The organism is Mucilaginibacter sp. NFR10 (assembly GCF_900100445.1).
GTDB classification, from domain to species: domain Bacteria; phylum Bacteroidota; class Bacteroidia; order Sphingobacteriales; family Sphingobacteriaceae; genus Mucilaginibacter; species Mucilaginibacter rubeus.
Genome location: NZ_FMTV01000006.1, coordinates 226,948 through 250,519, shown reverse-complemented (window position 1 = coordinate 250,519; position 23,572 = coordinate 226,948). Strand labels below are relative to the sequence as shown.

Here is a 23,572-nt window from a genome sequence, read left to right as displayed (position 1 = left end):
AATCAGCTATAGTTCCTTTCGCATTACATAATCGTTCATCCAGTATTTACCAATGGCTATATCCTCTTCATAGGCTATGGTAAACCCCATTTTTTCATAGAATGATTTGGCGTTATTGTACCTGTTGACGTTAAGTTCCAGCGTTTTCTTACCAGCATCTTTAGTTTTTTGGGCCACCTCGTTAATCAATACTTTTCCGTAGCCTTTGCCCTGCGTTTCGGGCAGGCAGTAAAGTTTATGCAATTTGTAGATCTCCGGATCCTCTTCGCGGGGCGAGTAGGCTGCAAATGCCACCGGATTGCCTTCTTCCTCCAGTAACAGGTAAGTTTGCTGATTTTCTTTAACCTGTTTGGTTATTTTCTCTGTCGAGTAAATCTCGCCAAGCATAAAGGATATCTGTTCGCGCTCAAGAATGGGGCTGTAGGTTACCCACCATGTTTTATCGGCAATATCACGGATAGTTTCCACATCATTTATAGTGGCTTTACGTATTGTATACATCTTCAAATTTAATTTTATGTTAATAAAGAAATGCCCGGTACTAACTTCTTTCTTCCCAGATCATGCACAGGTGCAAAATGGTTTCAACCGCTTTTTGCATATCCTGAATTGATACCCATTCGTGCCTGCTGTGAAAAGCATGTTCGCCTGCAAAAATGTTAGGACAAGGCAAGCCCATGAATGAAAGTCGTGAACCATCAGTACCACCCCGGATACTGCGCAATTTGGCGGTTAAGCCGGTACGGTTAATGGCCTCCATGGCATAATCAACAATTTGCGGATGCTGGTCGAGCACACCTTTCATATTGCGGTATTGCTGGCTCACGGCAATATCAAACGTTGAGCCCGGAAATTTCTTTAATACATTATCAGCAGTTTGGCGGATAACATCAACATGATCTGCAAGTTTGGCTTCATCAAAATCCCGGATTATAAAATCGATAGCGGCGGTTTCCACATGGCCTTCTATACCTACCGGATGCACAAACCCCTGCATGTCTTCGGTATACTCCGGCGAAAGTTCATCAGGCAGGGCGGCAATAATTTGCCCGGCAATTTTAATGGCGCTCTCCATTTTGCCTTTTGCAAATCCCGGATGGGAGCTTACGCCATTAATGGTAAGCCTGGCCCCATCTGCCGAAAAGGTTTCATTCTCCATATTACCCGCGCTTTCTCCATCCATAGTATAAGCAGCAAAGGCACCCAATTTGGCAATATCCACATGATCTACACCATGGCCAACTTCTTCGTCGGGCGTAAACAGGATCCTGATATCACCATGTTTTATTTCGGGATGGCTGATGAGCTGGTAGCAGGCATCCATTATTTCGGCCACACCGGCTTTATTATCGGCGCCGAGCAGCGTGGTACCGCTGGCTGTAATAACATCGTTACCCAACTGGTTCTTCAGATCGGTATGCTCGGCCATTCGGATCACCTGGGTATTATCATCAGGCAATATTAAATCCTGGCCCTGGTAATTTTTATGTACAATTGGTTTTACATCTTTTCCGCTGCAATCGGGCGCGGTATCCATATGCGAGCAAAAGCAAATTACGGGTACCTTTTTATCAGTATTTGACGGAATAGTAGCATAAACATAACCGTACTTATCCAAGTGAGCGTCGGCTATACCCATAGCCAACAGTTCATTAACCAGCAGCCGGCCAAGATCTTTTTGCTTTTCTGTTGATGGAAATGAAACCGAAGAAGGGTCTGATTGCGTATCAATGGTAACGTAGCGCAAGAAGCGTTCGGCTACTGTGAACTTAATGAATGAGCTAAAATTCATATAAAGCTTTTATATTAGGAGAAATTTAGGCGGTGGTTAATGCCATCTCCAGTTGTAAATATTGATTAAAATTATACATTGAAAAAATATTTTCTACTTTTTGTTTTGGCTTTCGTCACGTTTATGGCTGAAGCCCAAAGTGGTTACAACTATTATGAATGGGGTTTTGGCGGAGGTGTCAATTACGCTCGTGGGTTCGATGACCTTAAAAAGCAGGTTTGGCACCCGGGCGGCACGCTTAACTTAACCTATAACTACAGCCCGTATGTACCGATAGCCCTCGATTTTCATTTTGGGACCATTGAAGGCGGGGGACTTACTCCAGCAACGGATCAATTTGGCCGTAAATCAAAGAATAATTTCCTGGCGCTTGCCCTTCGTGCTGATTTGCAGATGGGAGAAATTATTGATTACGATAACAGCGGTGTTTTAAACGTACTTAAAAACTTTTATATAGGATCGGGCATCGGTGCGATAAAAAACAAAATGGCTTTTGTGCAGCGTTCAAACCCGCCAGGATATGAAAATCATGGGCCGGTTGGCGAAACAAGAGGTTTCGAGGGGAAAGATAAAAGTACTAACCTGATGATACCGATAAGGTTTGGTTATGAATTTAAGATTTACGATGACTATGATCAGGTAGGTTACACCATAACATTAGGAATACAACATAGCTATACTTTTGGCGAAGGGCTTGACGGATACAATGACAACCCTCAGATTTTCAAAAACAACGCGGCCGACCAGTTTGTTCAATATAGCATCGGTTTTAAATATAATTTTGGCAATACGGTATCCTATACCAAGCTGGTCAGAAACTTCAGACGATGAATATAGAGGAACTACGTGATTATTGTTTGCAAAAGCCGGGTGCAACGGAAGGCTTTCCTTTTGGTGAGGATACCCTGGTTTTTAAAATTGCCGAAAAGATATTTCTGTTAACCGGTTTACAAACCGGCGACAGGTTCAATGTTAAATGCGATCCTGAATGGGCTGTTGAACTCCGTGAACGCCACCCCGAAGTGCAGCCCGGTTACCACATGAATAAAAAAATGTGGAACACCGTGCAAATGAACGGTTCCCTCAGCCGTAAACAACTCTGCGAAATGATTGACCACTCATACAATGAAGTGGTTAAAAGCCTGCCTAAGAAAGTGCAGGCGGAGATAGCTGTATTATAAGCAAATTCATATTATACTCATGGGGCTATTCAGTTTTTTCGGTAAAAAGGACAGCGGACAATTTGTATCGGCAAAGGCGTTTGAGGAAAAATCGGCAATACAGCTCAACATGCTGCCGGTACTTATGGAAAAGCTCAGGGAGTTAAATGTTGACGAGGAAAGGGAACTGATGCTTGAGTTTTTCTTTTACACCAATACCTATCAAAAGGCCGGGGCATTTGCGCAGGAGCTATCCAATTTAAATTACCAGGTAAAATATGGCGTTTCTGAAGGGGCTAAAAATCTATTCATTATTACCGGCTGGTCTGCTAAAGTAAAAATGCAAGATGCAGTTGTAGCTTCATGGATTAGGCAGATGTGTAGCCTTGGTTATAAATTTGATTGTGAGTTCGACGGCTGGGGTACCATGCCCGATCAGTAATATTATTGTGTGCCGCACATCTAATTGGCATTCTTAAACTATATTTGAGCAACGTATTTACTCATGAAGATAGTTTTTGCCGCCCTGATTGCCTGTTTCGTTGCCTTATCTGCTAAAGCCCAGCTTACTCCCTTTGAGCTAAGTAAGGATAAAAATTATACCGCCACCTACGCCCAGGTAATTGATTACTATCAAAAGCTTAACAAGCTATACCCGCAGCAAATGAAACTTATCAATTACGGCACAACCGATGTGGGCAAACCCCTGACACTCGTTGTTCTTTCAAAAGATAAGTTATTTGACCCGGCTGTTATCAAAAAACAAAACAAAAGGGTATTGCTCATTAACAACGGCATTCACCCTGGCGAACCGGAAGGTATCGATGCCAGTATGATGCTGGTGCGTGATCTGCTTAAAAACAACACGTTGCCAAAAGATGTGGTGATCTGCCTTATAGCGCTGTATAATATCGACGGTAATCTTAACCGCGGCCTGAGCCGTGTAAGCCAGAACGGCCCATCGGCTTATGGTTTCAGGGGTAACTATCGCAATCTTGATTTAAACCGCGATTTTATTAAGGTCGATAGCCGCAATGCTTTAGCCTTTACACAGATCCTCACTACCTGGAAACCCGAAATCTTTTTAGATAACCATACCAGCGATGGCGCCGATTATCAGTATGTGATGACGCTCATTGAAACACAAAAAGAAAAACAAAACCCCATCCTGGCCGACTATACTACCAAAACACTTACGCCGTACCTGTACAGCAAAATGAAAAAGAGCGGGTACGAGATGATCCCTTACGGTGCAGGCGAAGAAGGGCTTCCTGATTCGGGTATCGTTAGTTTTTTAGAAACCCCACGCTTTGCCACCGGCTTTACTGCTCAGCATAATATCATCAGCTATATTACCGAAACACACATGCTGAAGCCTTTTGACAAGCGTGTGTACGCCACTTATGATTTTATGCAGCACCTGATTGAAATCAACCAGCGCGATGCTAAACTGATAGGCGAGTTGAAACGCAAGGCCGATGAAGAAGTAACACAGCAAAAAAACTTTGCTTTAAGCTGGGCGGTTGATAACAGCAAGGTTGATACCATCACCTTTAAAGGATATGAGGCCGGCTACAAAAACAGTGAAGTGAGCGGACTGCAAAGGCTGTATTATGACCGCAATAAGCCCTATACCAAAACCATAAAATATTACAATACCTATAAAGTTACCGCCACTGCCGATAAACCGGTAGCTTACGTAATTCCGCAGGCATGGGGTAAGGTGATTGACCTGTTTAAGCTGAACGGGGTACAGATGAAGCAACTGGCGCATGATACCACGCTTAACCTGCAGATGTATTACATAGCCGATCTGAAAACACCGGCCCGGCCATTTGAGGGCCATTACCTGCATACCGGCGTAAAACTAAACCCGGTGGATATGCCGGTTAAATTCTATACCGGCGATTACGTGGTGTATACTAATCAACCAATAAACCGTTATATCGTGGAAACGCTGGAACCACAGGGTGTCGACTCATTTTTTGCATGGAACTTTTTTGATTCGGTGCTGGGCGAAAAAGAGTATTTTTCGGACTATGTTTTTGAAGATATAGCCGCCGATCTGCTGAAAAAGGATCCATCGATTAGACAAAAACTGGACGATGCCAAAGCGAAAGACCCACAGCTGGCCAATAATGCCGGTGCGCAATTGTTCTTTGTTTACCGCAATTCGCCTTACTTTGAAAAAACTTTTATGCGCTACCCGGTAGGCAGGCTTTTAACAAATACTAAACTCGACCTTAAATAAATGGAATACTTACAAACGGCCCCGGTGGCCTGTGCTATTTTCGCAATAACAATTATTACTTCGCTTTTAGCTTTTTCAAATAATAACCTTTATGGCCGCATGATGCTGCACCCCTATACCGTTTCGCGCGGTAAGGATATTCACACCATCATCACCAGCGGGCTTATTCATCGCGACTGGATGCATTTGCTTTTCAATATGCTGTCGTTTTATTTTTTCGCGTTCGGGTTGGAGCCATTATTGGGCCACGTTCAATTTGCCATATTGTATACTGTAAGCTTAATTTTAAGCGATATGCCAACGGTGCTTAAGCATAAAGACCATTACAGTTATTATAGTTTGGGTGCGTCGGGTGCGGTAAGCGCGGTTATTTTTAGTGCTATACTATATAATCCGCTGGCCCGGATGGTGATATTGCCCATACCAATTCCTATCCCGGCAGTAATATTTGGTGTGTTATATTTGGTATATTGCCATTATGCCTCAAAGTATTCGCGCGATCAGATCAACCACGATGCCCACTTTTATGGCGCACTGAGCGGCTTGATGATCACCATTATATTTCACCATGAAATTTTGCCCGATTTTTGGCAGCAGATCACAACGGCAGTTTCAAATCTTGGCCATTGATAAACTCCCCATCAGCATTAAATAAAAAGCTCATAGGTTTTTCGGGGTTCTTGATGATCTCTAACAGCAGGAACCCCCAATTTTTCCAAAAGTTTTCCAGTACCTGTCCGTAGGTTTTGTTCATCCAGTCATCAAACAGGGGTTTGCTGCTGGTACCGCGCAGGGGCAGGGCTTCTAAGGATATGGTGTCACCAATATGGAAAATATCGTACTCGGGCAGCCGGTTAAATAAATAAGCCGAATAAAAGAAGCGGGCGTTCAACTCTTCAAACTGGATAGGATGCAGAGTGTGATCTGCAATTTTATCCAAAGCTTCTTTATGATAGCGGGCGTTGGCGCCGTTATCCTGCAGGCAAAGGATCAGGCCAAAATCTTTTATCCTCAATGAAAAGGTAAGCGTATTGATCTCATCGCGATAGCCAAAAACGTTCTCTGCATTATCAACCTTAAACAATACCAGGCTGTACGGCTTAAAACCATCAAACTCAACCGGCAGATTGAGGCTTTGCAGCATCATGTGCAGGTTATTGAACTTGTGGATAATGGATTGCGATATGTTAAACTCCTCGCCCTGCGAGTGCTGGAGTTTGATGCCGGCCTGAATCTCGTTAAAAATAATTCCGTACAGCAATTTGCCCGCCCACAGAAACAGTTTATCCTCATCAAGTGCCTTTACAGCTTCATAACCGCTATCAAAAGCAGCAGCAATTTCGTTTTCGAGCGGTTCAAGATAGCGTTCGTTAACTTCGGCTGTGCAGGGCAGTTTCAGGTCTTTATAAGTAGCCATGCTTTCGTCGAGCAACTTAAAGGGCTTGTCTTCCAGTTCGTAACGGCTCATGAGCCATTGTGGAAATACCTGGATCTGTTCCTCGGGCGAATTAAGGTTTTGCCCCGTAAGGAAACATTTATTGTTGCTGAAATTGAAATTGGTGAACGGTGAATAAATTTGTGCCGGCATGGCCGCAAAGATAAGCACGATTTTCGTACTAAAATTTTAGCTTTGGTTTTTAACATGGAACTGACATATCAACCCTACGAGCTTCAGCTGAAGCATGCTTTTACGATAGCCAAATTTTCGCGTACCTCTACCCCGGTTATGCTGGTGCAGATCAGCCATGAAGGCAAAACCGGTTACGGCGAGGCATCCATGGTGCCTTATATGGGCGAAAGCCATCAAAGCGCTACGGACTTTTTAAGTAAGGTAGATATCCGCCAGTTTAGCTACCCGTTTGATTTTGGAGCGGTCGTCAATTACCTTGATAGCATTGCTCCCAGCAATCCCGCCATTAAAGCGGCTATTGACATTGCCCTGCATGACCTGGATGGAAAATTGAAAAACCAGCCCTGCTGGCAGCTGTTAGGTAGCAACCCAGCGCTCATGCCTGTTACCAGTTTCACCATAGGTATTGATACGCCCGAAATGATCATCAAAAAAGTAAAAGAGGCCGAGGGATTTAAGGTGATTAAGGTTAAACTTGGCCGCGATACCGATAAAGAATTGATTACTACTATCCGTTCGGTTACCGATGTGCCGCTTTATGTAGATGCTAACCAGGGCTGGACAGATCTGCAGCAAAGCCTTGATATGACCTATTGGCTGCACGGACAAGACGTACAATTGATAGAGCAGCCCATGCTCAAAACTGATCCCGATAGTAATGCCTGGCTTACCGAGCGCAGTCCTATTCCCATTATAGGCGATGAATCCGTTCAGCGTTTTGAGGATGTGGAAAAGGCCAAAGGTGTTTATACTGGTATCAATATTAAACTCATGAAATCTGCAGGTTTATATGAAGCGAAAAGAATGATCGACAAAGCCCGCGAGCTTGATTTGAAAATAATGATAGGCTGTATGACCGAAACCAGTTGTGCTGCCCTTGCAGGTTTAGCCCTTGCACCACAGGCAGATTGGGTTGACCTTGACGGTCCCTTTTTAGTAAGCAATAACCCGTATCTGATGCCTGAATTTAATGATGGGAAATATATACTGAATGACGATGCAGGATTGGGGTTGCGTTTTTAAAGAGCTTTTAGCTTTCGGCATTCTGCCTTTGGCTTTCATACAACTCTAACATTCCTCAAACCATCCTTGTCTTTCAACCGTTATCCTGATACATCTAAATAAAAAAACATTATGGATAAATTAGAAATAAAAGGCGGATGGAACGAGCTGAAAGGCAAAATAAAACAAGCCTACGGCGACCTTACCGACGATGACCTTGCCTGGCAGGAAGGTAAAGACGATGAAACACTTGGCAAGCTCCAGCAAAAAACGGGCAAAACCCGCGATGAGCTGGTGAAGTGGATAAACAGTTTATAAAATTGAAAGCCTCAGTAACGGGGCTTTCACTATTTAAATAGCTTTGAAAGCTCCAGTTTAAAACCTGGAATTACTATTGAAGTTAGGTTTTCTGTTTTAAGCGCTTTCTGCTCTAAACTATAACCTTCATGAGTTAGCTTATACATATCGGCATTTTCCTGTACCGGATCTATAATGATATATTCTGCTACGCCGTATTTTTCATAAACATCCTTTTTTTGCCTTAAATCATAGTAAGCAGTAGAAGGAGAAAGGATTTCGATGATTAAATCTGGGGCTCCTTCTATCCTGTCTTTTACAAGGTCGGCAACCCTGCCTTCTTTTATATAAAGTATATCGGGCTGAAGTACATTTCCATCATCAAATTTTACATCCATTGGTGCGCTTACAAGAAAGCCATTATCATTTATGCTATCTAAAAAGTTAGACAATAGCTGTATAATTTTAGCAGATAACTGTTGGTGGGCAGGAATAGGTGAAGGCGACATAATTAAATCATAGTTAATCAACTGAAAAGGAGCACCTTCCTCAAGCATCAAATAATCATCAATGGTGTATTTTTTCTTATCAGCCGTCAGCATAAATCAAATATAACTAAAATTCATTTTGTTACCAATATAGCCGCCCTGTAAATAAACCCAATATTATTAAATATTATATATGCAACTATTCCGATGCGGGCGTGTCATATAAGTACTTATAACTACAAAACATGAAACTAAACCTCAACCATCTAATCTTATTTATTTTATTTTTTACATTCTCATCTACATTATCTGCACAGGAAAACGCTTTAGAAAAAGCCGCATCCAACGCCGAGAAAAGGATCAGCCAGATCCGGGTTAACAATAAGATCGACGCCGATTCAACCTTTAAACTGCTTAGCAACTGGCATGATTACCCGGATATAAAAGGTGGCAAAGACTATCTTTTCTACTATACTGATTCGCTGTTTGGTAAAGTGCCGTTCAGGGTGTTTGTGCCTGTTTCTTATAGTAACACACGTAAAACCACTTGTATACTATTACTTCATGGTGCCGTTGGCCAAAGTAGTTTCGCCGACGCAGACAGCATTCAAAAATTTGACGATGATATCATTTTTGCCATCCTTAAAAAGCAGGACAACATCATTATCAGGCCGATTGGTGACCCTAAAAAGTTCTTCAACTGGGTATTAAATAAAAAAGCTTTTCGCGATCGCGATGTGCCAAATTTTACCTATCAAACACTGGCCAATATATTAATTTCGGTAAAAAAGCAAGTTAACATCAACGACAGTAAAATATTTGCTTTGGGTCATTCAGATGGTTCGGACGGCGCAATTGGTTTGGGTCTTTACACGCCAAATCAATTCGCCGGCTTTATGGGGTATAATTCAATGTTCGACAATATCTTTGCCCGCGACTTTTATATCAGAAACATTATAAACAGTCCGCTATACGTGGTACATTCTGACCTCGACGATCTGCGCCCCATCCAACAAACCCGCATTATTATGGATTGGTTAAAAGATAGGCATGATCATCTGATTTACAAAGAATACATCGGCTACCAACATTACGATAAGCATTTAAACACCGACCTTCCTTATACACCCGTATTTATAAATAGTGTGAGCCGTAACTTATTCAAAAACAAAATATATTGGGAATGCTACAGCGATAAAATTTATAATTCGTACGCATGGATAAAACTAACGGGTAACGATACCGGGCTTAATCGTGCTGCCTGGCATCAGTCACTTACTTTTCCTAATTATGATAAGATCAAAAAAGAAATTGATACCAGGTACCGACAGTATCAGGGCCTGAACAAAAGCGCCGCCGTTAAAGGGACATTTTTCAATAATATATTCAACCTTGAAACATCGGGTGTAAAAGAAACAGAGATAATGATTAGCCCACTAATGGTAAACCTGGAGCAACCGGTTGTTGTAAACATAAACGGCAAACAGGTTTTCAGAGGCAAAATACAAGCGGACAAAAACTTTATGCTTCGGAATTTCAAAGCCAGTTTTGACAGGGATGCCATTTGGGTAAACTCGGTTAAATTAAAAGTAGAATAAGCCTGACCGGGTTACATTGTTGAGGATTGTTAACTTTGCCCAATGAAAGTTACCAAACCCACCATACTTGTTGTAAATGACGATGGCATTACCGCTCCGGGTATCAAAGCCCTGATGGATGCTATGGCCGAAATTGGCCGTGTTGTAGTTGTTGCCCCGGATAGCCCGCAATCGGGTATGGGGCATGCCATTACCATCGGCAAACCTTTACGGCTTGACCAGGTTGACATTTACGAGGGCATTGAAATGTACCGCTGCTCGGGCACTCCGGTTGATTGCGTAAAGCTGGCTGTTAACAAGATCTTTAAAGGTAAAAAGCCTGATCTTTGTGTTTCGGGCATTAACCATGGCCTTAATAACTCTATCAATGTGCTGTATTCGGGCACGATGTCGGCAGCGGTTGAGGGAGCCATTGAGGGTATCCCGTCGATAGGTTTTTCGTTAGATGATTATACTTTGCAAGCCGATTTTGAGCCTTGTATCAAGTTTGTAAAAGAACTTGCTTTACAGGTTTTAGCCCATGGTTTACCACAAGCCAGTTTGTTAAATGTAAACTTTCCTGGGACCAAACACATTAAAGGCATTAAAATATGCAGGCAGGCGGCTGCCAAATGGGCCGAAGAATTTGATGAACGCATAGATCCGCATAAAAGGCCTTATTACTGGCTTACCGGCGTTTTTCAATTAAATGATGGCGGCGAGGATACCGATGTGTGGGCTTTGGAACAGGGTTATGCTTCGGTTGTGCCGGTGCAGTTTGATATGACCGCACACCACGTTATCCCCTACTTAAACAACTGGAAATTCAACCTGTAATTATGCTAAACAAAAACGACGTATCCTTAGGCCTGCTCATTGGCGCCATACTGCCAGGTGTTAGTCTGTTTGTTTTTGGATTTCTGCTTAAAAATCAACTGGTTTTCATGCATAAGCCGGGCATTCCCTACTTTGTAGCTTTTGCTATCAATTTGTTTATCATCCGTTATTTTTATGGAAAAGGGGCCGATAAAACGGGAAACGGTATCGCTATGATCTCGCTTTTGTTTATGCTGGCCATATTCATTTTTAAATTGCAATCCTTATAATGAAATATTACCTGGTAGCCGGCGAAGCTTCGGGCGATTTGCACGGGGCTAATTTGATGAAAGCACTCAAATCGCTTGACCCTGATGCTGATTTCCGTTTTTTTGGCGGCGACCTGATGCAGGCCGAGGGCGGCACACTGGTAAAGCATTATGCCGATATGGCTTTTATGGGCTTTGTTGAAGTGGTTGCCAACCTGCAAACCATTCTTAAAAACATGCGATCGTGCAAGCGGGATATCTCTGCTTACCACCCCGACGTATTGATCCTGATAGATTTTCCCGGCTTTAACCTCAAAATAGCCGAATACGCCAAAGCTAACGGCATACCGGTTAACTACTATATTTCGCCCAAAGTTTGGGCCTGGAACCAGAAGCGGGTGTTAAAGATCAAACGCATTGTTGACCACCTGTTTTGCATATTGCCTTTTGAGGTGGCATTTTACAAAGAGTGGGGAATGGATGTTGATTACGTAGGCAACCCTTTGCTTGATGCGGTTTCGGCATTTGATCCTGACCCTGCTTTCCTGCAAAAAAATAAACTTGGCGTAAAAAAAATTATAGCACTGTTACCCGGCAGCCGCAAACAGGAAATCAGCAGGCTGCTGCCCGATATGATCCGGGCTTCGGCCAACTTTCCTGAATACCAGCGTGTAATTGCCGGGGCACCGGCTTTTCAGGCTGATTATTATGCGCCGTACTTAAACGGCGAAGAGATTCCCGTTGTATTTAACGGCACTTATGATCTGCTGAACCATGCCCATGCAGCTATTGTAGCTTCCGGCACCGCAACACTTGAAACCGCGCTGTTTAACGTGCCGCAGGTAGTGGTGTATAAAGGCGGGAAATTAACTATCGCCATAGCGCGCATGCTGGTTAAACTCAAATTTATATCGCTGGTTAACCTGATCATGGATAAAGCGGTAGTGAAGGAGTTGATCCAGGAAGAGTGTACGGCTGAAAGGATAGGCAATGAGCTTCATCAACTGATCAGTAATACAGAATATCGTCGGGAAATGCTTAATAACTATGACGAACTTGACTTGCGAATGGGACAACCGGGGGCATCAGCCAAAACAGCCAGGTTGATTGTTAAATACGCTATCGACAACAAGTAGAAAACGGCTATCATGCTGAGTATGTCGAAGGGTCGCGCTCAGAGGCTCAACTCACCATGCTTCGATGGACTACCAATGACACTCCAACTTCTCAGGATTCTATTTCCTTATCATTATTTTCTTCTGGTTTTAGTTCGGATTGGATGATATCCTGTTCCAGCTTTTTTTCATCTTTCTGGTTTCGCCTGATGATCCAAACCAGCAAAATAATAACAGCAATAACTACAATTGTTACTATGGGATAATTAACCTGGTCCATAATGTTTGTATTTATGTAGAGTATGTAATTTCACAGATAGCAATACACCATACAGACAATCAGTCTTTAGCTCCTGCTCGTGCAGGATCAATTGACCGTAACCGATTTGTTCATCACCTGGTTAACGGTACCACGCGTAAATAGATGGTGCAATATGGTGTTTAACTGCATAGGTCATTCGCCCGCCGCTTTATCCAAATAACCGTTTCAGGCATTTCCTTTAGGTGACTAAAGTGTTAATATATTGTTATTTAATATTATACAAAGATAGCATTAAGCTTGCCCGGCTTTACTAAAAAAAATAGAGCCCTGTTTTTGCAGGGCTCCACGTTTTCATAGGTGATGTTAGTACTCGATAGGTAGATATATATATGTTGATCAAGCGGCAGACAGCGTTTGCTGTGCTGCTACCTGCTTGTTGTTGCTCATGAATTGGGTTTTGGCCCTGTAGTTTTTCAGATCTTCCCTCAACAGCTCCAATAATTCGGCATCAAAGCGTGCAAGTAATTTAGTTATTGCGGGTGTTGGTTTATATGCTTTCATAGGTAGATGTAGTGTAGGTGATGTTTTTTATATTTAGTTTAAGCTGCCGGCGTTAAATAGGGCGTTTTAGTTTTGATAGCTTTCAAATCGCTCATGATGATGTTTTTAAGTGCATTATCAAAGCTTGCTATTAGTTTGGTGGTTGATGTTTGTTTTTGCGTTTTCATGTTGTAGGTTTTGAATGTTTTAATATTTTAATGTCTTCGTTTTAGTCTTTCTTTTTTTCGTTCCCGTTTTCGGTGAGGTTATCGTGGCGGCGTTTTGCTTCTTTATACTGCCTTAATATTTGTTCCTCATCGCGTGGGTCTGAAGTTTTTGTCGGTTCTACTGGGTTTTCCCACTCTTTCTCTTCTTCAGGTTTAACCGCTTTGTCTTTTGTTTTCATAACAACTGCGTTTGATAAGTACTAATCTAAATCAATGCCAAACTTTTATCGGAGAGCAAAAAAAGTCATTAAAAATTCAGATTTATTTTACAATACGATGTAAATGACTGTAATACAGCGATATTTTTTTAGAAGAAATTTTTACTTTTTTTGATCAATTCAATACCGGCAACTATTCAAAGCAGATAAACAGGCATACGTTACCGAACATCAGTAGCAGTAGCGGACGATTTTTTGTAGTTTAACAAATGCACTATGATCACTATTACTGATAAGGCAGTTCCAATAGCACACACTCCGTTCCACTCATAGTTTTTCCAAACTAAGCTGGCGAAGAACGTGCCTAAAGCCCCGCCTATAAAATAAGACACCATGTACACTGTATTGATACGATTGCGGGCTTCCGGGATCAATGCAAAAATAATAGACTGGTTAGAGATATGAGTAGCCTGCACACCCATATCAAGCAGAATAACCCCGATGATGAGCCCTATTATACTATGGCTCGAAAAATAGAATACAATAAAAGAGATCAGGATGAGCGAAAGTGTATAAATTGATAATTTGTATGCATCCATTTTATCACTCAGGCGGCCCATAAAGCCAACGGCTACCGCACCGAAAGCGCCAACAAGGCCAAACATACCCGCAGCGGCGCTGCCCTCATTAAACTGAGGCTGTTTTAACAGGAATACCAGCGTTGTCCAAAATGCGCTGAAACCGGCAAAACATAAAGCCCCTCTGAATGCTGCCAATCTTAATTTAGGTTGGGTTTTTACTAAATGGATCAATGATTTCATCAATTTACCGTAATTGCCTTTATAATCGGGTTCAATTTCGGGCAAAAACAAAAATATCATAACCCAGATGAGCAACATTAACCCGGCGGCTATATAAAACATGCTTCGCCAGCCGAAATGCTCGCCTATAAAGCCGCTTAATGTGCGTGACAGCAAAATGCCGATTAATAAGCCGCTCATTACAAAGCCAATCTTCTTACCCCGCTCATGTGGCCTGGCTAAGTGGGCCGCCATTGGGATCAGCAATTGCGGAATAATCGATGATACGCCCACCAAAAAACCCGCTATCATAAGTATAGTTACGGAAGGCGCCATGGCGCTGGCTATTAACGATATGATCATGAGCACAAAATCAATTAAAATAAGACGCTTACGCTTAAGCATATCCGCCAATGGCACTATAAATAATAAACCCGTAGCGTAGCCAATTTGCGTAAAAAGCGATATTTGCTGCGCTTTTTTATCGCTTACGCCAAAAGTATTCGCCATATCGGCCAGTAATGGTTGGTTATAATATATGTTGGCTACCACCAAACCGGTAGCTATGGTCATGATCCATAAAGTTAATGGCGTAAGATGCGGGTGTTGTTTTGCGGTATGTGTTGATGACATATTTTAAAAGGCAGTATATTTTTGCTGCAAAAGTGTTAAAGCATCTTTAAAAAAAAGCCTTTGTAAAGTAATTTTTATTATGTAACTGCGTTTAGAACATAAATTGTTTTAGCAGGCAATCGTTCTTTAAAGAGCTAAAAGCAGTATTAAGGCAAAAAAAATGTGGTATTTTGGAGTTTTTTAAAGAAAAATTGGCGATTGTTTTGCTTTAAGCATACGATATGCTTTGAAATTTAATTTTAATAGGGATTTAGATTCTAATTTTACTTTAAAAATCATTTAAAATTAAATTTTTGTAAACTTTATAAATAAAACCGCGTCTTTTTTTGATGAAAATGAACGAAGCGGTAATTATTATAAAATAATTTGAAAAAATTAGTAATTTAATAATGTTTTATTCTTATTTTTGACAATAAGATACCGGATGGCAATGTAACTGATAAAACTTACAAAACAATTACAAAATATATTTTCCGAATATCAAAACTTAGTGTTACTTTTACACCGTGTTAAAAATAACGCAATACATAAAGTAGTCTTCTCATAATTTAGGTTTATAATTGGTTAGTAAAGGCCCCTGCCCATCAGGGGCTTTACTTTTTTATAGGCTTTTGTTCCCGCCCGTGAAGCAATTTAGGGCAAACCAGGTGCAGGTATATTTTAAGTTTAAATTAAACAAGCCGACGGTAAAGGCGCTGAGACAGGATCGGATAAAATAAATAACAATAGAATTTCATTTTAATTCACAAAATTCTATATTTGCAGCCCACCACGGGGGATTAGCTCAGCTGGCTAGAGCGCTTGCATGGCATGCAAGAGGTCATCGGTTCGACTCCGATATTCTCCACTTTGATAATCAGCCACTTACGAAAACAGTAAGTGGCTTTTTTTGTGCTTTATCAGATTGTTTAGGGGCTTATTCAAGAAATTTTTTTTTCAAAAATTACGTCATATTCACCACCAAAACAGGCTAAAATCGCTTAGATAAAGCTTTCTAAAAAGTTCTTCATGAAAAAAGCATGCAAGAGGTTGCTCCGGAACGCTTAAGGTCAATTGTTCAAGGTAATCAATCAATGCGTCTAAATGATAAACCGACAAAGCACTTTCGGTGTTGATCTTTGTAACCATTAATAGAGATGAAGAGGTCTTGCGTATTTTAGGTATTTGCCGCAAAATGGGCTTATGCTCGACAAAGCGGAAAGGATCCTAAGAGTTTCAACTTAGTTGGCGTCAGTATGCGTAATAGAATTCCTGTTTAGCTTATTTTTTAAACAAGAATTTACGGTGCGTAACTCCCCAGGCCGAAATAGCTTCAATTACTCCGCTTAAAGTCTTACCATGTTCTGTTAACTCATATTCCACCGTTATCGGCTTCGTAGGCATCACGGTCCGGGCTACTATTTGATTTTGCTCCAGTTCCTGTAACTCTTTAGAAAGCATTTTGGCAGCAATACCATCTATTCCACGCAGCAGATCCATAAACCGCACCTTGCCATATAGCAGAAGCCATCCGATAATCTGAATTTTCCATTTCCCCGATAATAAGATCATCGTATCCTTTATCGCAATCAATTGCTCTTTACAATCAGGTATTTCCGGGGCTTGCTTTTTTGTATTCATATTACTGCAAAATTACGATGGTCGATTTATGGTTAGCGGCTTAGTTTCATAGAGGAAACCGGTTTCCAAAGGGTAACAGATAACATTTATAAAGTTACTTCAAAATAATTTTGTGCCGTAAATATTTGAACCATGCAGAAAGAAAAAAGAATTTATTGGATAGTTATCATTATCGCCATGGCGCTGATTGTGCTGCCGTCCTATTTTGCCCCGAAAGCGTATTTAATAGAGTCCATACACAGACTTGGCTTCCCGGCTTACTTTGGTCTGGAATTAGACATCTGTAAGATCGTTGGCGCCATAATTATCCTCATCCCCGCCGTGCCCGTTATGTTCAAAGAATGGGCTTATGTCGCTTTCGGAATATTGCTGCTTTCCGCAAGCCTGGGGCACTGGCTCGCTGATGGCCCCGCAAAAGGTATAGCACCGCTGATCCCGTTTGCCATACTATGTGTATCCTACTACTATTTCAGAAAACTAAACTATCCGGTGACCGCAAAACTGTAAATAGTAATGCCGTTTAAAAAAGAAAGCACAAAAAAATGAAAATAGAGATCTGGAGCGATGTGATATGCCCGTTTTGCTATATCGGCAAAAGGAACTTTGAAGCTGCCCTGGAAAAATTTCCTGACAGGGACAATATGGAGGTGGAATGGAAGAGTTTCCAGCTTGACCCTGTCATGTCGGAAGTGCCTCAGTATCAGGAAAACATGTACCAGTTTGTGGCTGCAAGGAAAGGGATCAGCTATGAGCGCTCGGTTGCCATGCACGGACAGGTAGGAATAATGGCTAAGAATGCGGGACTGCAATACAATTTCGATAAAATGCTTGTCACTAACTCGCTGAAAGCGCATCGTATTATCCAAATGGCAAAAACAAAGGGACTGGGAGAAAAAGCAGAAGAACGCCTGTTTTATGCCTATTTCACAGAGGGCAAGAATCTTTCTGATGATGCGGTTCTAACAGAACTTGGAATTAGTATAGGCCTGACGGCTACAGAGGTGAAAGAAGCCCTCACCAATCCTGTTTTTCAACATCAGGTGGAAGCAGACGGTGCAGAAGCATCCAGGCTGGGGGCAAAAGGGGTTCCTTTCTTTGTAATAGATCGCAAATATGCCATCGCTGGCGCTCAGCCCGGTACTGAAATTCTTAAAGTACTGCAAACTGCTTACACTGAATGGAAGAAGGACAACCCCGGCCTGATCCATGTTAGACGGGGTTATACCTGTGTGCCCGGTAATGACTGTACAAATTAACTGATCAATGAAAAAACAAAAAAGAATAAAGATGAAAAAAACAATAGCCATTGTCGGTGCGGGTCCAGGTGTAGGATTTGCCGTGGCAGAAAAATTCGGAATTGAAGGCTACAATGTTGCGCTGCTTGCGAGAAATGTGGAAAAACTAAATGCGCTGAAAGACGATCTGTTAAAAAAGGCATTGAGGCTGCAACTTTCCAGGCCGATATATTAGACCGGGGACAGTTGACACGCGCACTGCAAGAGGTTATCCACCATTACGGAGCAATTGATATATTGGAATTCAGTCCGACCCCCACCTGGGAAAGTATGCGGACTGCCCGGAATATAGATATAGCAAATGAACAATATCATCTCGACTACCAGGTACTCGCTGCAATAACTGCCGTGCAGGTTGTACTCCCACAAATGCTGGAAAGGAAAGACGGTAGCGTCTTGTTTACTACTGCGTCCTCCGCCCAGCATCCAGTAAACAGAACCGCCAGCTTCGGCGTTGCCGCAGGCGCTTTATTAAATTATGCGCGGTTGCTCAACATGGACCTGAAAGAGGACAGCATTTTTGCTGGTATTGTGTCAATTGGTGCTTTGGTTGTAAGTGAGGGTAAACACAAAGGGGATTTTCCGGATGGAATGCCAACGATAACAGCAGCAGAGGTGGCAGAAGCGCATTGGAATCTTTATAACCAACGCAATGTTGCAGAAATCATGTTGCCTTAATTTGGCGGCGGAGTTTGATTATCAGCGTTGAAGCAGATCCATGCAAATGCAATCGAATAAAAGTTTTTCGCGTTCGATTAGATCAAATATATGGATATTTCGGAGGTCTTGGCCATTATGTTCCATGCGCTTGAGGGCACCGTTTTGTGTTGATAGTAAAGACAATCAAAAGTCAGTCAAATTCACAATGAGGGAATAAAAAACTACTCCCAGAGCCCAAAAACCGTGTTTGGGAGTTGTTTTTGAGGCCCTGAATAATCCGATCTCCACATCTTTTCCGCAAAATCCGCCGAGTTTCGCACGAAATCGGCGGATTTTCTTTTTTTACATACGTTTTTAAACAGTCTGGGATGTCCCAAAAATGATGGCGAATAAGACCCGCTGCCGCCTGATAAAAAGACGAAACCTTTGAGAATAAGCCTGGAAATACCCTATAGTCATAAATTAACAAGGATATTTGCATCAATCAGGTTATATTTGTCAAAACAACACCAATTAAAATAAATTACTGAATTCTTTATTGGTTGCTACGAGTGACTATTCATCAAATTTTAATCATGCTTAAGTTTAAAAGCTGTTATATATTGACATGCCTGCTCTTTTTGTGCGTCCCATCTCAAATTTATGGACAGGCTGCTATAAACTTTACATCTATTACAATAAAAGAAGGATTGTCCTCGAATACCGTAAATACCATTATAAAAGACCGGTTTGGATTGATGTGGTTCGGAACCGGAAACGGGCTTAATAAATTCGATGGCAGTAATTTCGTTATTTACAGGCATGGCGCATCTGGTAATAGTATTCCTTCCAACGAAGTCTTGTCAATGTTTGAAGATAAAAGTGGGCGGATATGGGTTGGTACCAGCGGAGGGGGGCTTTCTTATTACAACCGCAAGTTTGATCGGTTCGAACCTTTCAGGGGAGATGGTTCCTGGCGAGAAATTTCAGACATATCAGTCAGGGCTATTTGCCAGGACCACCAAGGCAAATTATGGGTAGGCACCTATGAAGATCTCCGGATAATTGATGCGAAAACCGGCAGAATTACGCCTGTTAAGATTCCGGAACCTGATAAAAAGGACGCGGGCGCGTTTGTCGTCCTCTCTTTGTTCGAAGATAGTCGACAGCGGATGTGGATTGGTACCAATTACGGGTTATACCTGTATGAATGGTCGTCAAATTCCTTCAAAAGGTTTTCGCACAATGAACAGGGCAGGTACACGTTAAGTAATAACACGGTTAAAGCAATCATTGAAGATAGAAAAGGCAGCATTTGGTTTGGTACGTACGACGGGCTGAACAAGTGGACAGACGATGGGCATTTTGAAATTTTTCGTTCTGGCAATCAATCGCCCCTGGGTCTGGACAATAATGCAATTTTCACGATGTGCCTGGCTAAAGACGGAAAGATCTGGATCGGAACAGAGGGTGGGGTCAATTTATTCGATCCTCAACTGGAGGTTTTTCAGCAATTGACCGCAGATCCCAGGAATGCGGGTAGCCTGAAAAGCAATTCCATACGCAGCATATTTATTGACCCTGCAGGTATATATTGGGTTGGAACTTTTACCGAAGGGATCGGAAAATACGACCCTCATCTTGCACTCTTCAATCACAAGAAAAGTGACCCTTTCGATCCTCTCGGTCTAAAATCTCCGCTTGTAACCGCTTTCGCGGAATGTAGCAACGGGGGCATTTTTGTAGGGACCGACGCAGGTATTGCTTTGCTCGACAAAAAGACAGGCCTTTTGCATTCGTATGATATACAAAGTAAGTTGAAACGCCGCGGAAGCTCACTGGCCGTAACATCACTTTATATAGACAGGAAAGGAAACTTGTGGGCGGGAACTTACCATAACGGGCTTTTCCGAATCGACACCGCTACTCATAGATATGTACAATATACAGCTGAGGGCAATGGTCATGGAATTTGTAGCAATGATATTACTTGTATTAACGCCGACGCGAGTGGCAGAATTTGGATAGGTACACTGGGTCGGGGAATAGATATATATGATGAAAATAGCCATTCATTTTCACATCTCACAAGTCAAAACGGGGCCGGCGGCCAGAGCCGGAGTTTACCCGTTAACGGTTTTATTTCTTCTATTATTCCGGGCCGGGACGGGCGCATGTGGATTGCCTCGATGGGAACTGGAATCGTAGTGCTTGATACTGAGCATCAAAAGTGGACGCATTACAATAAAAAAAATTCGGCACTGGCCGACGACGTGGTACTGAACTTATTTATAACTAATGACGGGAGTGTTTGGTCTGGCACCAAACAGGGGATTAGCTACTTCGACGAAAATCAAAAAAAATTCATTTCTTACGGTGAAGATCAGGGCCTGGCTAATTCCTTCGTAAAATCAATTTTGCAAGACGATAAAGGTTTCCTGTGGTTAAGCACAGATCGCGGAATCAGTTCGTTTGATTACAAAAGAAGGGTTTTCCGCAATTTTACTAACGAAAACGGCGTACAGCAAGGAGCTTTTTCTTCAGGCTCAGGAATAAAAACCAGGGACGGCAATCTTTATTTTGGAGGTCAGGACGGCTTTAATTTTTTTAATCCATCGAGATTACCGGTTGTCTCTCGTCCCGGACGGGTAATTCTAAGCAATTTAACCGTTGATAATGCGATAGTAAATCCGGGAAATGAGTCACCGATTCATGAGCATATCAGTACCGCAAAAGAAATCACTTTGAAATACGGCCAAAATTTTTCCATCGGTTATGTGGCACTGGATTATACATCTCCTAAACAGAATTTATATGCTTATCGGCTAAAAGGTTTTGATAAAGCCTGGAATTATGTTCAAAATATTCGAACAGCCAGCTATACCAATATTGATCCCGGGACCTACAGTTTTGAGGTGATGGCCAGTAAAGATGAAAACCACTGGAATAACCCGGTGACGACGATCAGGATAACTATATTGCCGCCGTTCTGGCGAACAGTTTATGCTTATATTGCTTACGTGGTTATTTTAGGATCGGCTTTGTTTTTCATAAGGAGACGTGGTATTCAGAAGATCCGGAGGCAATTCGAGCAGGCCCAGGAGAAACTTCAAGTCAGTCAGCTTATTGAACAGGAAAGGCGGGAAGCTGAACGTTTGCATGAGCTGGACTTGCTGAAAATAAAGTTTTTAACAGATCTAAGCCACGAGTTTCGAACCCCGGTGTCGCTGATCCTGGCCCCGGTCGAAAAACTGCTTGAAAAATCTGTTCCGGGGAATGACATCGAGGATCTGAAAATGATCAATAGAAATGGTCGCAGGTTACTCAACCTGGTCAACCAGTTGCTTGACTTTCGTAAAATGGAAGAACAAAAGTTGAAGCTCAGCCTTTCGGCGGGAGAGATTATGTCTTTTATCACCGAGTCGTGCGAAGCGTTTCAGGATCTTGCTTTAAAAAAACAGGTTACACTGGAGGTTGATGTGCAACAGGAAGAGGTGCGGGCTTACTTTGACCCCGATAAGCTGGAGCGGGTTATTTTCAACTTGTTGTCTAACGCATTTAAATTCACCCCTGCCGGCGGGGTAGTTTCTGTCAGCGCCCGGGCTGAAAAGAGTTCGTTGTTGAGCACAGGCCTGCTGCTTAAGGTTACTGATACCGGAATTGGCATACAGGCCGATGATCTCGAAAAAATATTTGAACGCTTTTATCAATCGCGCCAAAGCAGTGCAATAGTCAACCAGGGTACCGGCATCGGCCTCTCCATAACCAAGGAATTTATAGAGCTTCACGGCGGCACCATTCAGGCGGAAAGTATAGCCGGACAGGGAACAAGCTTTTTAGTAAGGCTTCCGCTCACCGCTGCGGTGGAAGCCGGTACCTCCGAAACACCTCCCGTTTCTGATAGAGAAAACGCTAAAGAAAGGCAGGCCAGAAGCGAAAACCCTGAACTAAAGCCAACCGTACTATTGGTAGAGGACAATGACGAATTCCGCTCTTATTTGTCGGATCACCTGAAAAAATACTATCATATTATTGAGGCGGCCCACGGTAAAGAAGGATGGCAAAAAACACTTGGCGCGCATGTTAACCTGGTTGTCAGTGATATCAACATGCCCCACATGGATGGGATTGAGTTGAGCAAAAAAATTAAAGCCGATAAGCGCACCTGCCATACCCCTGTAATATTATTAACGGCAACAACCGGGGAAGAGCATCAGTTAAAAGGCCTCAAAACAGGCGCTAATGACTATCTTACGAAGCCTTTCAATTTCCAAATCCTGCAAACCAAGATCGATAACCTTCTTGATCTGAACAAAAATCTAAAGGATACATATTCCAGGCAAATACAGATGGTTAGCCCCCAGGTTGAAATGGAGTCGGCCGATGTAAAGCTTTTAAATTCGGTCATGAAATATATAGAAGACCAATTAAGTGAGCCGGGGTTGTCAGTTGAAGAACTGAGCCGGCATGTGGGCATGAGCCGGGGGTCACTTTATTACAAACTTCTGGAAATTACCGGGCAAACCCCGGTGGAGTACATCCGCAACGTCAAACTTGACAAAGCAGCCCAGTTGCTGGAGATCAGTGATTATAATGTAGCTCAGATCGCCTATATTACAGGCTTCGGCACACCCAGTTATTTTTCGCGGATCTTTAAAACACGCTTCGGCATGTTACCGTCGGAGTACATGATCATCAAAAGGAATATGTCTAAAAACAAGGCCACTCCTGCAATTTAAGGCGTCCTATAGCCTCCGCAGCCATCTTTTTACACAATGGTACATGTATCGGAAGCAGCATTCCGGATATTCGCGTGGTCGCGCGCTCAAGTCAAAGTAATTCGGCAACACTGCAGAAACCACCCATAATGGCATCATTGAACAAATGTATCACGAATTTTGCGATTTGTCCTACCCTAATCCCTTTAAAGCGATGATCTTCGGCATAGCTATGAGGGCATTCCTGCCGCCATATACAATTTATAAACTAAAAAAAACATTC

General features: G+C 42.4%; 24 protein-coding genes, 1 tRNA gene and 1 pseudogene. 16 read left to right on the top strand and 10 right to left on the bottom strand.

Going from position 1 to position 23,572, the window contains the following annotated elements:
• Positions 1-6: 6 nt before the first annotated feature.
• Positions 7-501 (bottom strand): GNAT family N-acetyltransferase, encoded by a 495-nt coding sequence (locus tag BLP33_RS20170; RefSeq protein ID WP_090532499.1) that lies wholly within the window; start codon positions 499-501, stop codon positions 7-9.
• A 40-nt stretch (positions 502-541) separates the two neighbouring features.
• Entirely contained in the window at positions 542-1,792 is a 1,251-nt protein-coding gene (gene pepT / locus BLP33_RS20165; protein ID WP_090532497.1) for a peptidase T, read from the bottom strand.
• A gap of 78 nt (positions 1,793-1,870) precedes the next feature.
• On the opposite strand from pepT, the gene BLP33_RS20160 reads away from it, so the two are divergent.
• The 5 genes from BLP33_RS20160 (at position 1,871) to BLP33_RS20140 (ending at position 5,833) form a co-directional block, all read left to right on the top strand.
• Positions 1,871-2,623: a hypothetical protein gene (locus tag BLP33_RS20160; RefSeq protein WP_139160029.1), complete on the top strand. Its 753-nt coding sequence runs from the start codon at positions 1,871-1,873 to the stop codon at positions 2,621-2,623.
• Positions 2,620-2,973 carry an MmcQ/YjbR family DNA-binding protein gene (locus BLP33_RS20155; protein ID WP_090532493.1) on the top strand — a complete coding sequence of 118 codons (354 nt, stop codon included), beginning with the start codon at positions 2,620-2,622 and terminating at the stop codon, positions 2,971-2,973. Before BLP33_RS20160 ends, BLP33_RS20155 begins: the two co-directional genes overlap by 4 nt.
• A 19-nt stretch (positions 2,974-2,992) precedes the next feature.
• Positions 2,993-3,394: a ribonuclease E inhibitor RraB gene (locus tag BLP33_RS20150; RefSeq protein WP_090532491.1), complete on the top strand. Its 402-nt coding sequence runs from the start codon at positions 2,993-2,995 to the stop codon at positions 3,392-3,394.
• 63 nt (positions 3,395-3,457) lie between these two features.
• Positions 3,458-5,203: a M14 family zinc carboxypeptidase gene (locus BLP33_RS20145; protein ID WP_090532489.1), complete on the top strand. Its 1,746-nt coding sequence runs from the start codon at positions 3,458-3,460 to the stop codon at positions 5,201-5,203.
• Positions 5,204-5,833 (top strand): rhomboid family intramembrane serine protease, encoded by a 630-nt coding sequence (locus tag BLP33_RS20140; RefSeq protein ID WP_090532488.1) that lies wholly within the window; start codon positions 5,204-5,206, stop codon positions 5,831-5,833. It abuts the gene before it with no gap.
• On the opposite strand, the gene BLP33_RS20135 is transcribed toward BLP33_RS20140, so the two are convergent.
• Positions 5,802-6,791 (bottom strand): hypothetical protein, encoded by a 990-nt coding sequence (locus tag BLP33_RS20135; RefSeq protein WP_090532486.1) that lies wholly within the window; start codon positions 6,789-6,791, stop codon positions 5,802-5,804. The two genes, BLP33_RS20140 and BLP33_RS20135, sit on opposite strands and share 32 nt — an antisense overlap.
• A gap of 54 nt (positions 6,792-6,845) precedes the next feature.
• On the opposite strand from BLP33_RS20135, the gene BLP33_RS20130 reads away from it, so the two are divergent.
• Both BLP33_RS20130 and BLP33_RS20125 read left to right on the top strand, forming a co-directional pair.
• A complete protein-coding gene (locus BLP33_RS20130; protein ID WP_090532484.1) occupies positions 6,846-7,856 on the top strand; it encodes a dipeptide epimerase in 1,011 nt (336 codons plus the stop codon).
• A gap of 111 nt (positions 7,857-7,967) precedes the next feature.
• The gene (locus BLP33_RS20125) at positions 7,968-8,153 is read left to right on the top strand and encodes a CsbD family protein (protein ID WP_090532481.1); all 186 of its coding nucleotides are present in this window, start codon (positions 7,968-7,970) and stop codon (positions 8,151-8,153) included.
• A gap of 29 nt (positions 8,154-8,182) precedes the next feature.
• Here the strand turns inward: BLP33_RS20125 and BLP33_RS20120 are convergent, their stop codons facing one another.
• Entirely contained in the window at positions 8,183-8,734 is a 552-nt protein-coding gene (locus tag BLP33_RS20120; RefSeq protein WP_090532479.1) for a Uma2 family endonuclease, read from the bottom strand.
• 131 nt (positions 8,735-8,865) lie between these two features.
• Between BLP33_RS20120 and BLP33_RS20115 the strand changes: the two genes are divergently transcribed.
• From BLP33_RS20115 to lpxB, 4 genes are read left to right on the top strand one after another with little or no spacing between them, the layout of a single operon-like run.
• Positions 8,866-10,218: a hypothetical protein gene (locus BLP33_RS20115; protein ID WP_090532477.1), complete on the top strand. Its 1,353-nt coding sequence runs from the start codon at positions 8,866-8,868 to the stop codon at positions 10,216-10,218.
• A 42-nt stretch (positions 10,219-10,260) separates the two neighbouring features.
• Positions 10,261-11,034, top strand: coding sequence for a 5'/3'-nucleotidase SurE (gene surE, locus BLP33_RS20110; RefSeq protein WP_090532475.1), 774 nt, complete (start codon positions 10,261-10,263; stop codon positions 11,032-11,034).
• A 2-nt stretch (positions 11,035-11,036) separates the two neighbouring features.
• The gene (locus BLP33_RS20105) at positions 11,037-11,303 is read left to right on the top strand and encodes a hypothetical protein (protein WP_090532473.1); all 267 of its coding nucleotides are present in this window, start codon (positions 11,037-11,039) and stop codon (positions 11,301-11,303) included.
• A complete protein-coding gene (gene lpxB, locus BLP33_RS20100) occupies positions 11,303-12,418 on the top strand; it encodes a lipid-A-disaccharide synthase (RefSeq protein WP_090532470.1) in 1,116 nt (371 codons plus the stop codon). The genes BLP33_RS20105 and lpxB overlap by 1 nt, the downstream gene beginning before the upstream one ends.
• A gap of 91 nt (positions 12,419-12,509) precedes the next feature.
• On the opposite strand, the gene BLP33_RS27520 is transcribed toward lpxB, so the two are convergent.
• The 5 genes from BLP33_RS27520 to BLP33_RS20095 form a co-directional block, all read right to left on the bottom strand.
• The gene (locus tag BLP33_RS27520; RefSeq protein ID WP_167516292.1) at positions 12,510-12,677 is read right to left on the bottom strand and encodes a hypothetical protein; all 168 of its coding nucleotides are present in this window, start codon (positions 12,675-12,677) and stop codon (positions 12,510-12,512) included.
• Between the two features lie 378 nt (positions 12,678-13,055).
• Positions 13,056-13,220: a hypothetical protein gene (locus BLP33_RS27515; protein ID WP_158604167.1), complete on the bottom strand. Its 165-nt coding sequence runs from the start codon at positions 13,218-13,220 to the stop codon at positions 13,056-13,058.
• 38 nt (positions 13,221-13,258) lie between these two features.
• The gene (locus tag BLP33_RS27800; RefSeq protein ID WP_255485329.1) at positions 13,259-13,387 is read right to left on the bottom strand and encodes a hypothetical protein; all 129 of its coding nucleotides are present in this window, start codon (positions 13,385-13,387) and stop codon (positions 13,259-13,261) included.
• Positions 13,388-13,428: 41 nt separating this feature from the next.
• Positions 13,429-13,605: a hypothetical protein gene (locus tag BLP33_RS27510; protein WP_175490072.1), complete on the bottom strand. Its 177-nt coding sequence runs from the start codon at positions 13,603-13,605 to the stop codon at positions 13,429-13,431.
• A gap of 200 nt (positions 13,606-13,805) precedes the next feature.
• Positions 13,806-15,017: an MFS transporter gene (locus BLP33_RS20095; protein ID WP_217633196.1), complete on the bottom strand. Its 1,212-nt coding sequence runs from the start codon at positions 15,015-15,017 to the stop codon at positions 13,806-13,808.
• Between the two features lie 773 nt (positions 15,018-15,790).
• Between BLP33_RS20095 and BLP33_RS20090 the strand changes: the two genes are divergently transcribed.
• Positions 15,791-15,864 (top strand) — tRNA-Ala (locus tag BLP33_RS20090).
• Positions 15,865-16,277: 413 nt separating this feature from the next.
• Here BLP33_RS20090 and BLP33_RS20085 read toward each other — a convergent pair.
• On the bottom strand, positions 16,278-16,637 hold the full coding sequence (locus BLP33_RS20085) for a winged helix-turn-helix transcriptional regulator (RefSeq protein WP_090532468.1): 360 nt from the start codon (positions 16,635-16,637) through the stop codon (positions 16,278-16,280).
• A 132-nt stretch (positions 16,638-16,769) separates the two neighbouring features.
• Between BLP33_RS20085 and BLP33_RS20080 the strand changes: the two genes are divergently transcribed.
• The 4 genes and pseudogenes from BLP33_RS20080 (at position 16,770) to BLP33_RS20060 (ending at position 23,310) form a co-directional block, all read left to right on the top strand.
• Positions 16,770-17,144, top strand: coding sequence for a DoxX family protein (locus tag BLP33_RS20080; protein ID WP_090532466.1), 375 nt, complete (start codon positions 16,770-16,772; stop codon positions 17,142-17,144).
• Positions 17,145-17,179: 35 nt separating this feature from the next.
• Positions 17,180-17,893, top strand: a complete 714-nt coding sequence (locus BLP33_RS20075) for a DsbA family oxidoreductase (RefSeq protein ID WP_090532463.1) — start codon at positions 17,180-17,182, stop codon at positions 17,891-17,893.
• A gap of 7 nt (positions 17,894-17,900) precedes the next feature.
• Positions 17,901-18,610: pseudogene (locus tag BLP33_RS20065) on the top strand (SDR family NAD(P)-dependent oxidoreductase).
• A gap of 671 nt (positions 18,611-19,281) precedes the next feature.
• Positions 19,282-23,310: a hybrid sensor histidine kinase/response regulator transcription factor gene (locus BLP33_RS20060; RefSeq protein WP_175490071.1), complete on the top strand. Its 4,029-nt coding sequence runs from the start codon at positions 19,282-19,284 to the stop codon at positions 23,308-23,310.
• Positions 23,311-23,572: the final 262 nt, after the last annotated feature.

Coding starts and splice junctions, on each gene's coding strand:
- BLP33_RS27520 (WP_167516292.1), bottom strand. CDS start 12,677: ATGGACCAGGTTAATTATCCCATAGTAACAATTGTAGTTATTGCTGTT.
- BLP33_RS20130 (WP_090532484.1), top strand. CDS start 6,846: ATGGAACTGACATATCAACCCTACGAGCTTCAGCTGAAGCATGCTTTT.
- BLP33_RS20075 (WP_090532463.1), top strand. CDS start 17,180: ATGAAAATAGAGATCTGGAGCGATGTGATATGCCCGTTTTGCTATATC.
- BLP33_RS20155 (WP_090532493.1), top strand. CDS start 2,620: ATGAATATAGAGGAACTACGTGATTATTGTTTGCAAAAGCCGGGTGCA.
- lpxB (WP_090532470.1), top strand. CDS start 11,303: ATGAAATATTACCTGGTAGCCGGCGAAGCTTCGGGCGATTTGCACGGG.
- BLP33_RS27800 (WP_255485329.1), bottom strand. CDS start 13,387: ATGAAAACGCAAAAACAAACATCAACCACCAAACTAATAGCAAGCTTT.
- BLP33_RS20085 (WP_090532468.1), bottom strand. CDS start 16,637: ATGAATACAAAAAAGCAAGCCCCGGAAATACCTGATTGTAAAGAGCAA.
- surE (WP_090532475.1), top strand. CDS start 10,261: ATGAAAGTTACCAAACCCACCATACTTGTTGTAAATGACGATGGCATT.
- BLP33_RS20140 (WP_090532488.1), top strand. CDS start 5,204: ATGGAATACTTACAAACGGCCCCGGTGGCCTGTGCTATTTTCGCAATA.
- BLP33_RS20095 (WP_217633196.1), bottom strand. CDS start 15,017: ATGTCATCAACACATACCGCAAAACAACACCCGCATCTTACGCCATTA.
- BLP33_RS20125 (WP_090532481.1), top strand. CDS start 7,968: ATGGATAAATTAGAAATAAAAGGCGGATGGAACGAGCTGAAAGGCAAA.
- BLP33_RS20150 (WP_090532491.1), top strand. CDS start 2,993: ATGGGGCTATTCAGTTTTTTCGGTAAAAAGGACAGCGGACAATTTGTA.
- BLP33_RS20170 (WP_090532499.1), bottom strand. CDS start 501: ATGTATACAATACGTAAAGCCACTATAAATGATGTGGAAACTATCCGT.
- BLP33_RS20120 (WP_090532479.1), bottom strand. CDS start 8,734: ATGCTGACGGCTGATAAGAAAAAATACACCATTGATGATTATTTGATG.
- pepT (WP_090532497.1), bottom strand. CDS start 1,792: ATGAATTTTAGCTCATTCATTAAGTTCACAGTAGCCGAACGCTTCTTG.
- BLP33_RS27510 (WP_175490072.1), bottom strand. CDS start 13,605: ATGAAAACAAAAGACAAAGCGGTTAAACCTGAAGAAGAGAAAGAGTGG.
- BLP33_RS20115 (WP_090532477.1), top strand. CDS start 8,866: ATGAAACTAAACCTCAACCATCTAATCTTATTTATTTTATTTTTTACA.
- BLP33_RS27515 (WP_158604167.1), bottom strand. CDS start 13,220: ATGAAAGCATATAAACCAACACCCGCAATAACTAAATTACTTGCACGC.
- BLP33_RS20135 (WP_090532486.1), bottom strand. CDS start 6,791: ATGCCGGCACAAATTTATTCACCGTTCACCAATTTCAATTTCAGCAAC.
- BLP33_RS20080 (WP_090532466.1), top strand. CDS start 16,770: ATGCAGAAAGAAAAAAGAATTTATTGGATAGTTATCATTATCGCCATG.
- BLP33_RS20105 (WP_090532473.1), top strand. CDS start 11,037: ATGCTAAACAAAAACGACGTATCCTTAGGCCTGCTCATTGGCGCCATA.
- BLP33_RS20145 (WP_090532489.1), top strand. CDS start 3,458: ATGAAGATAGTTTTTGCCGCCCTGATTGCCTGTTTCGTTGCCTTATCT.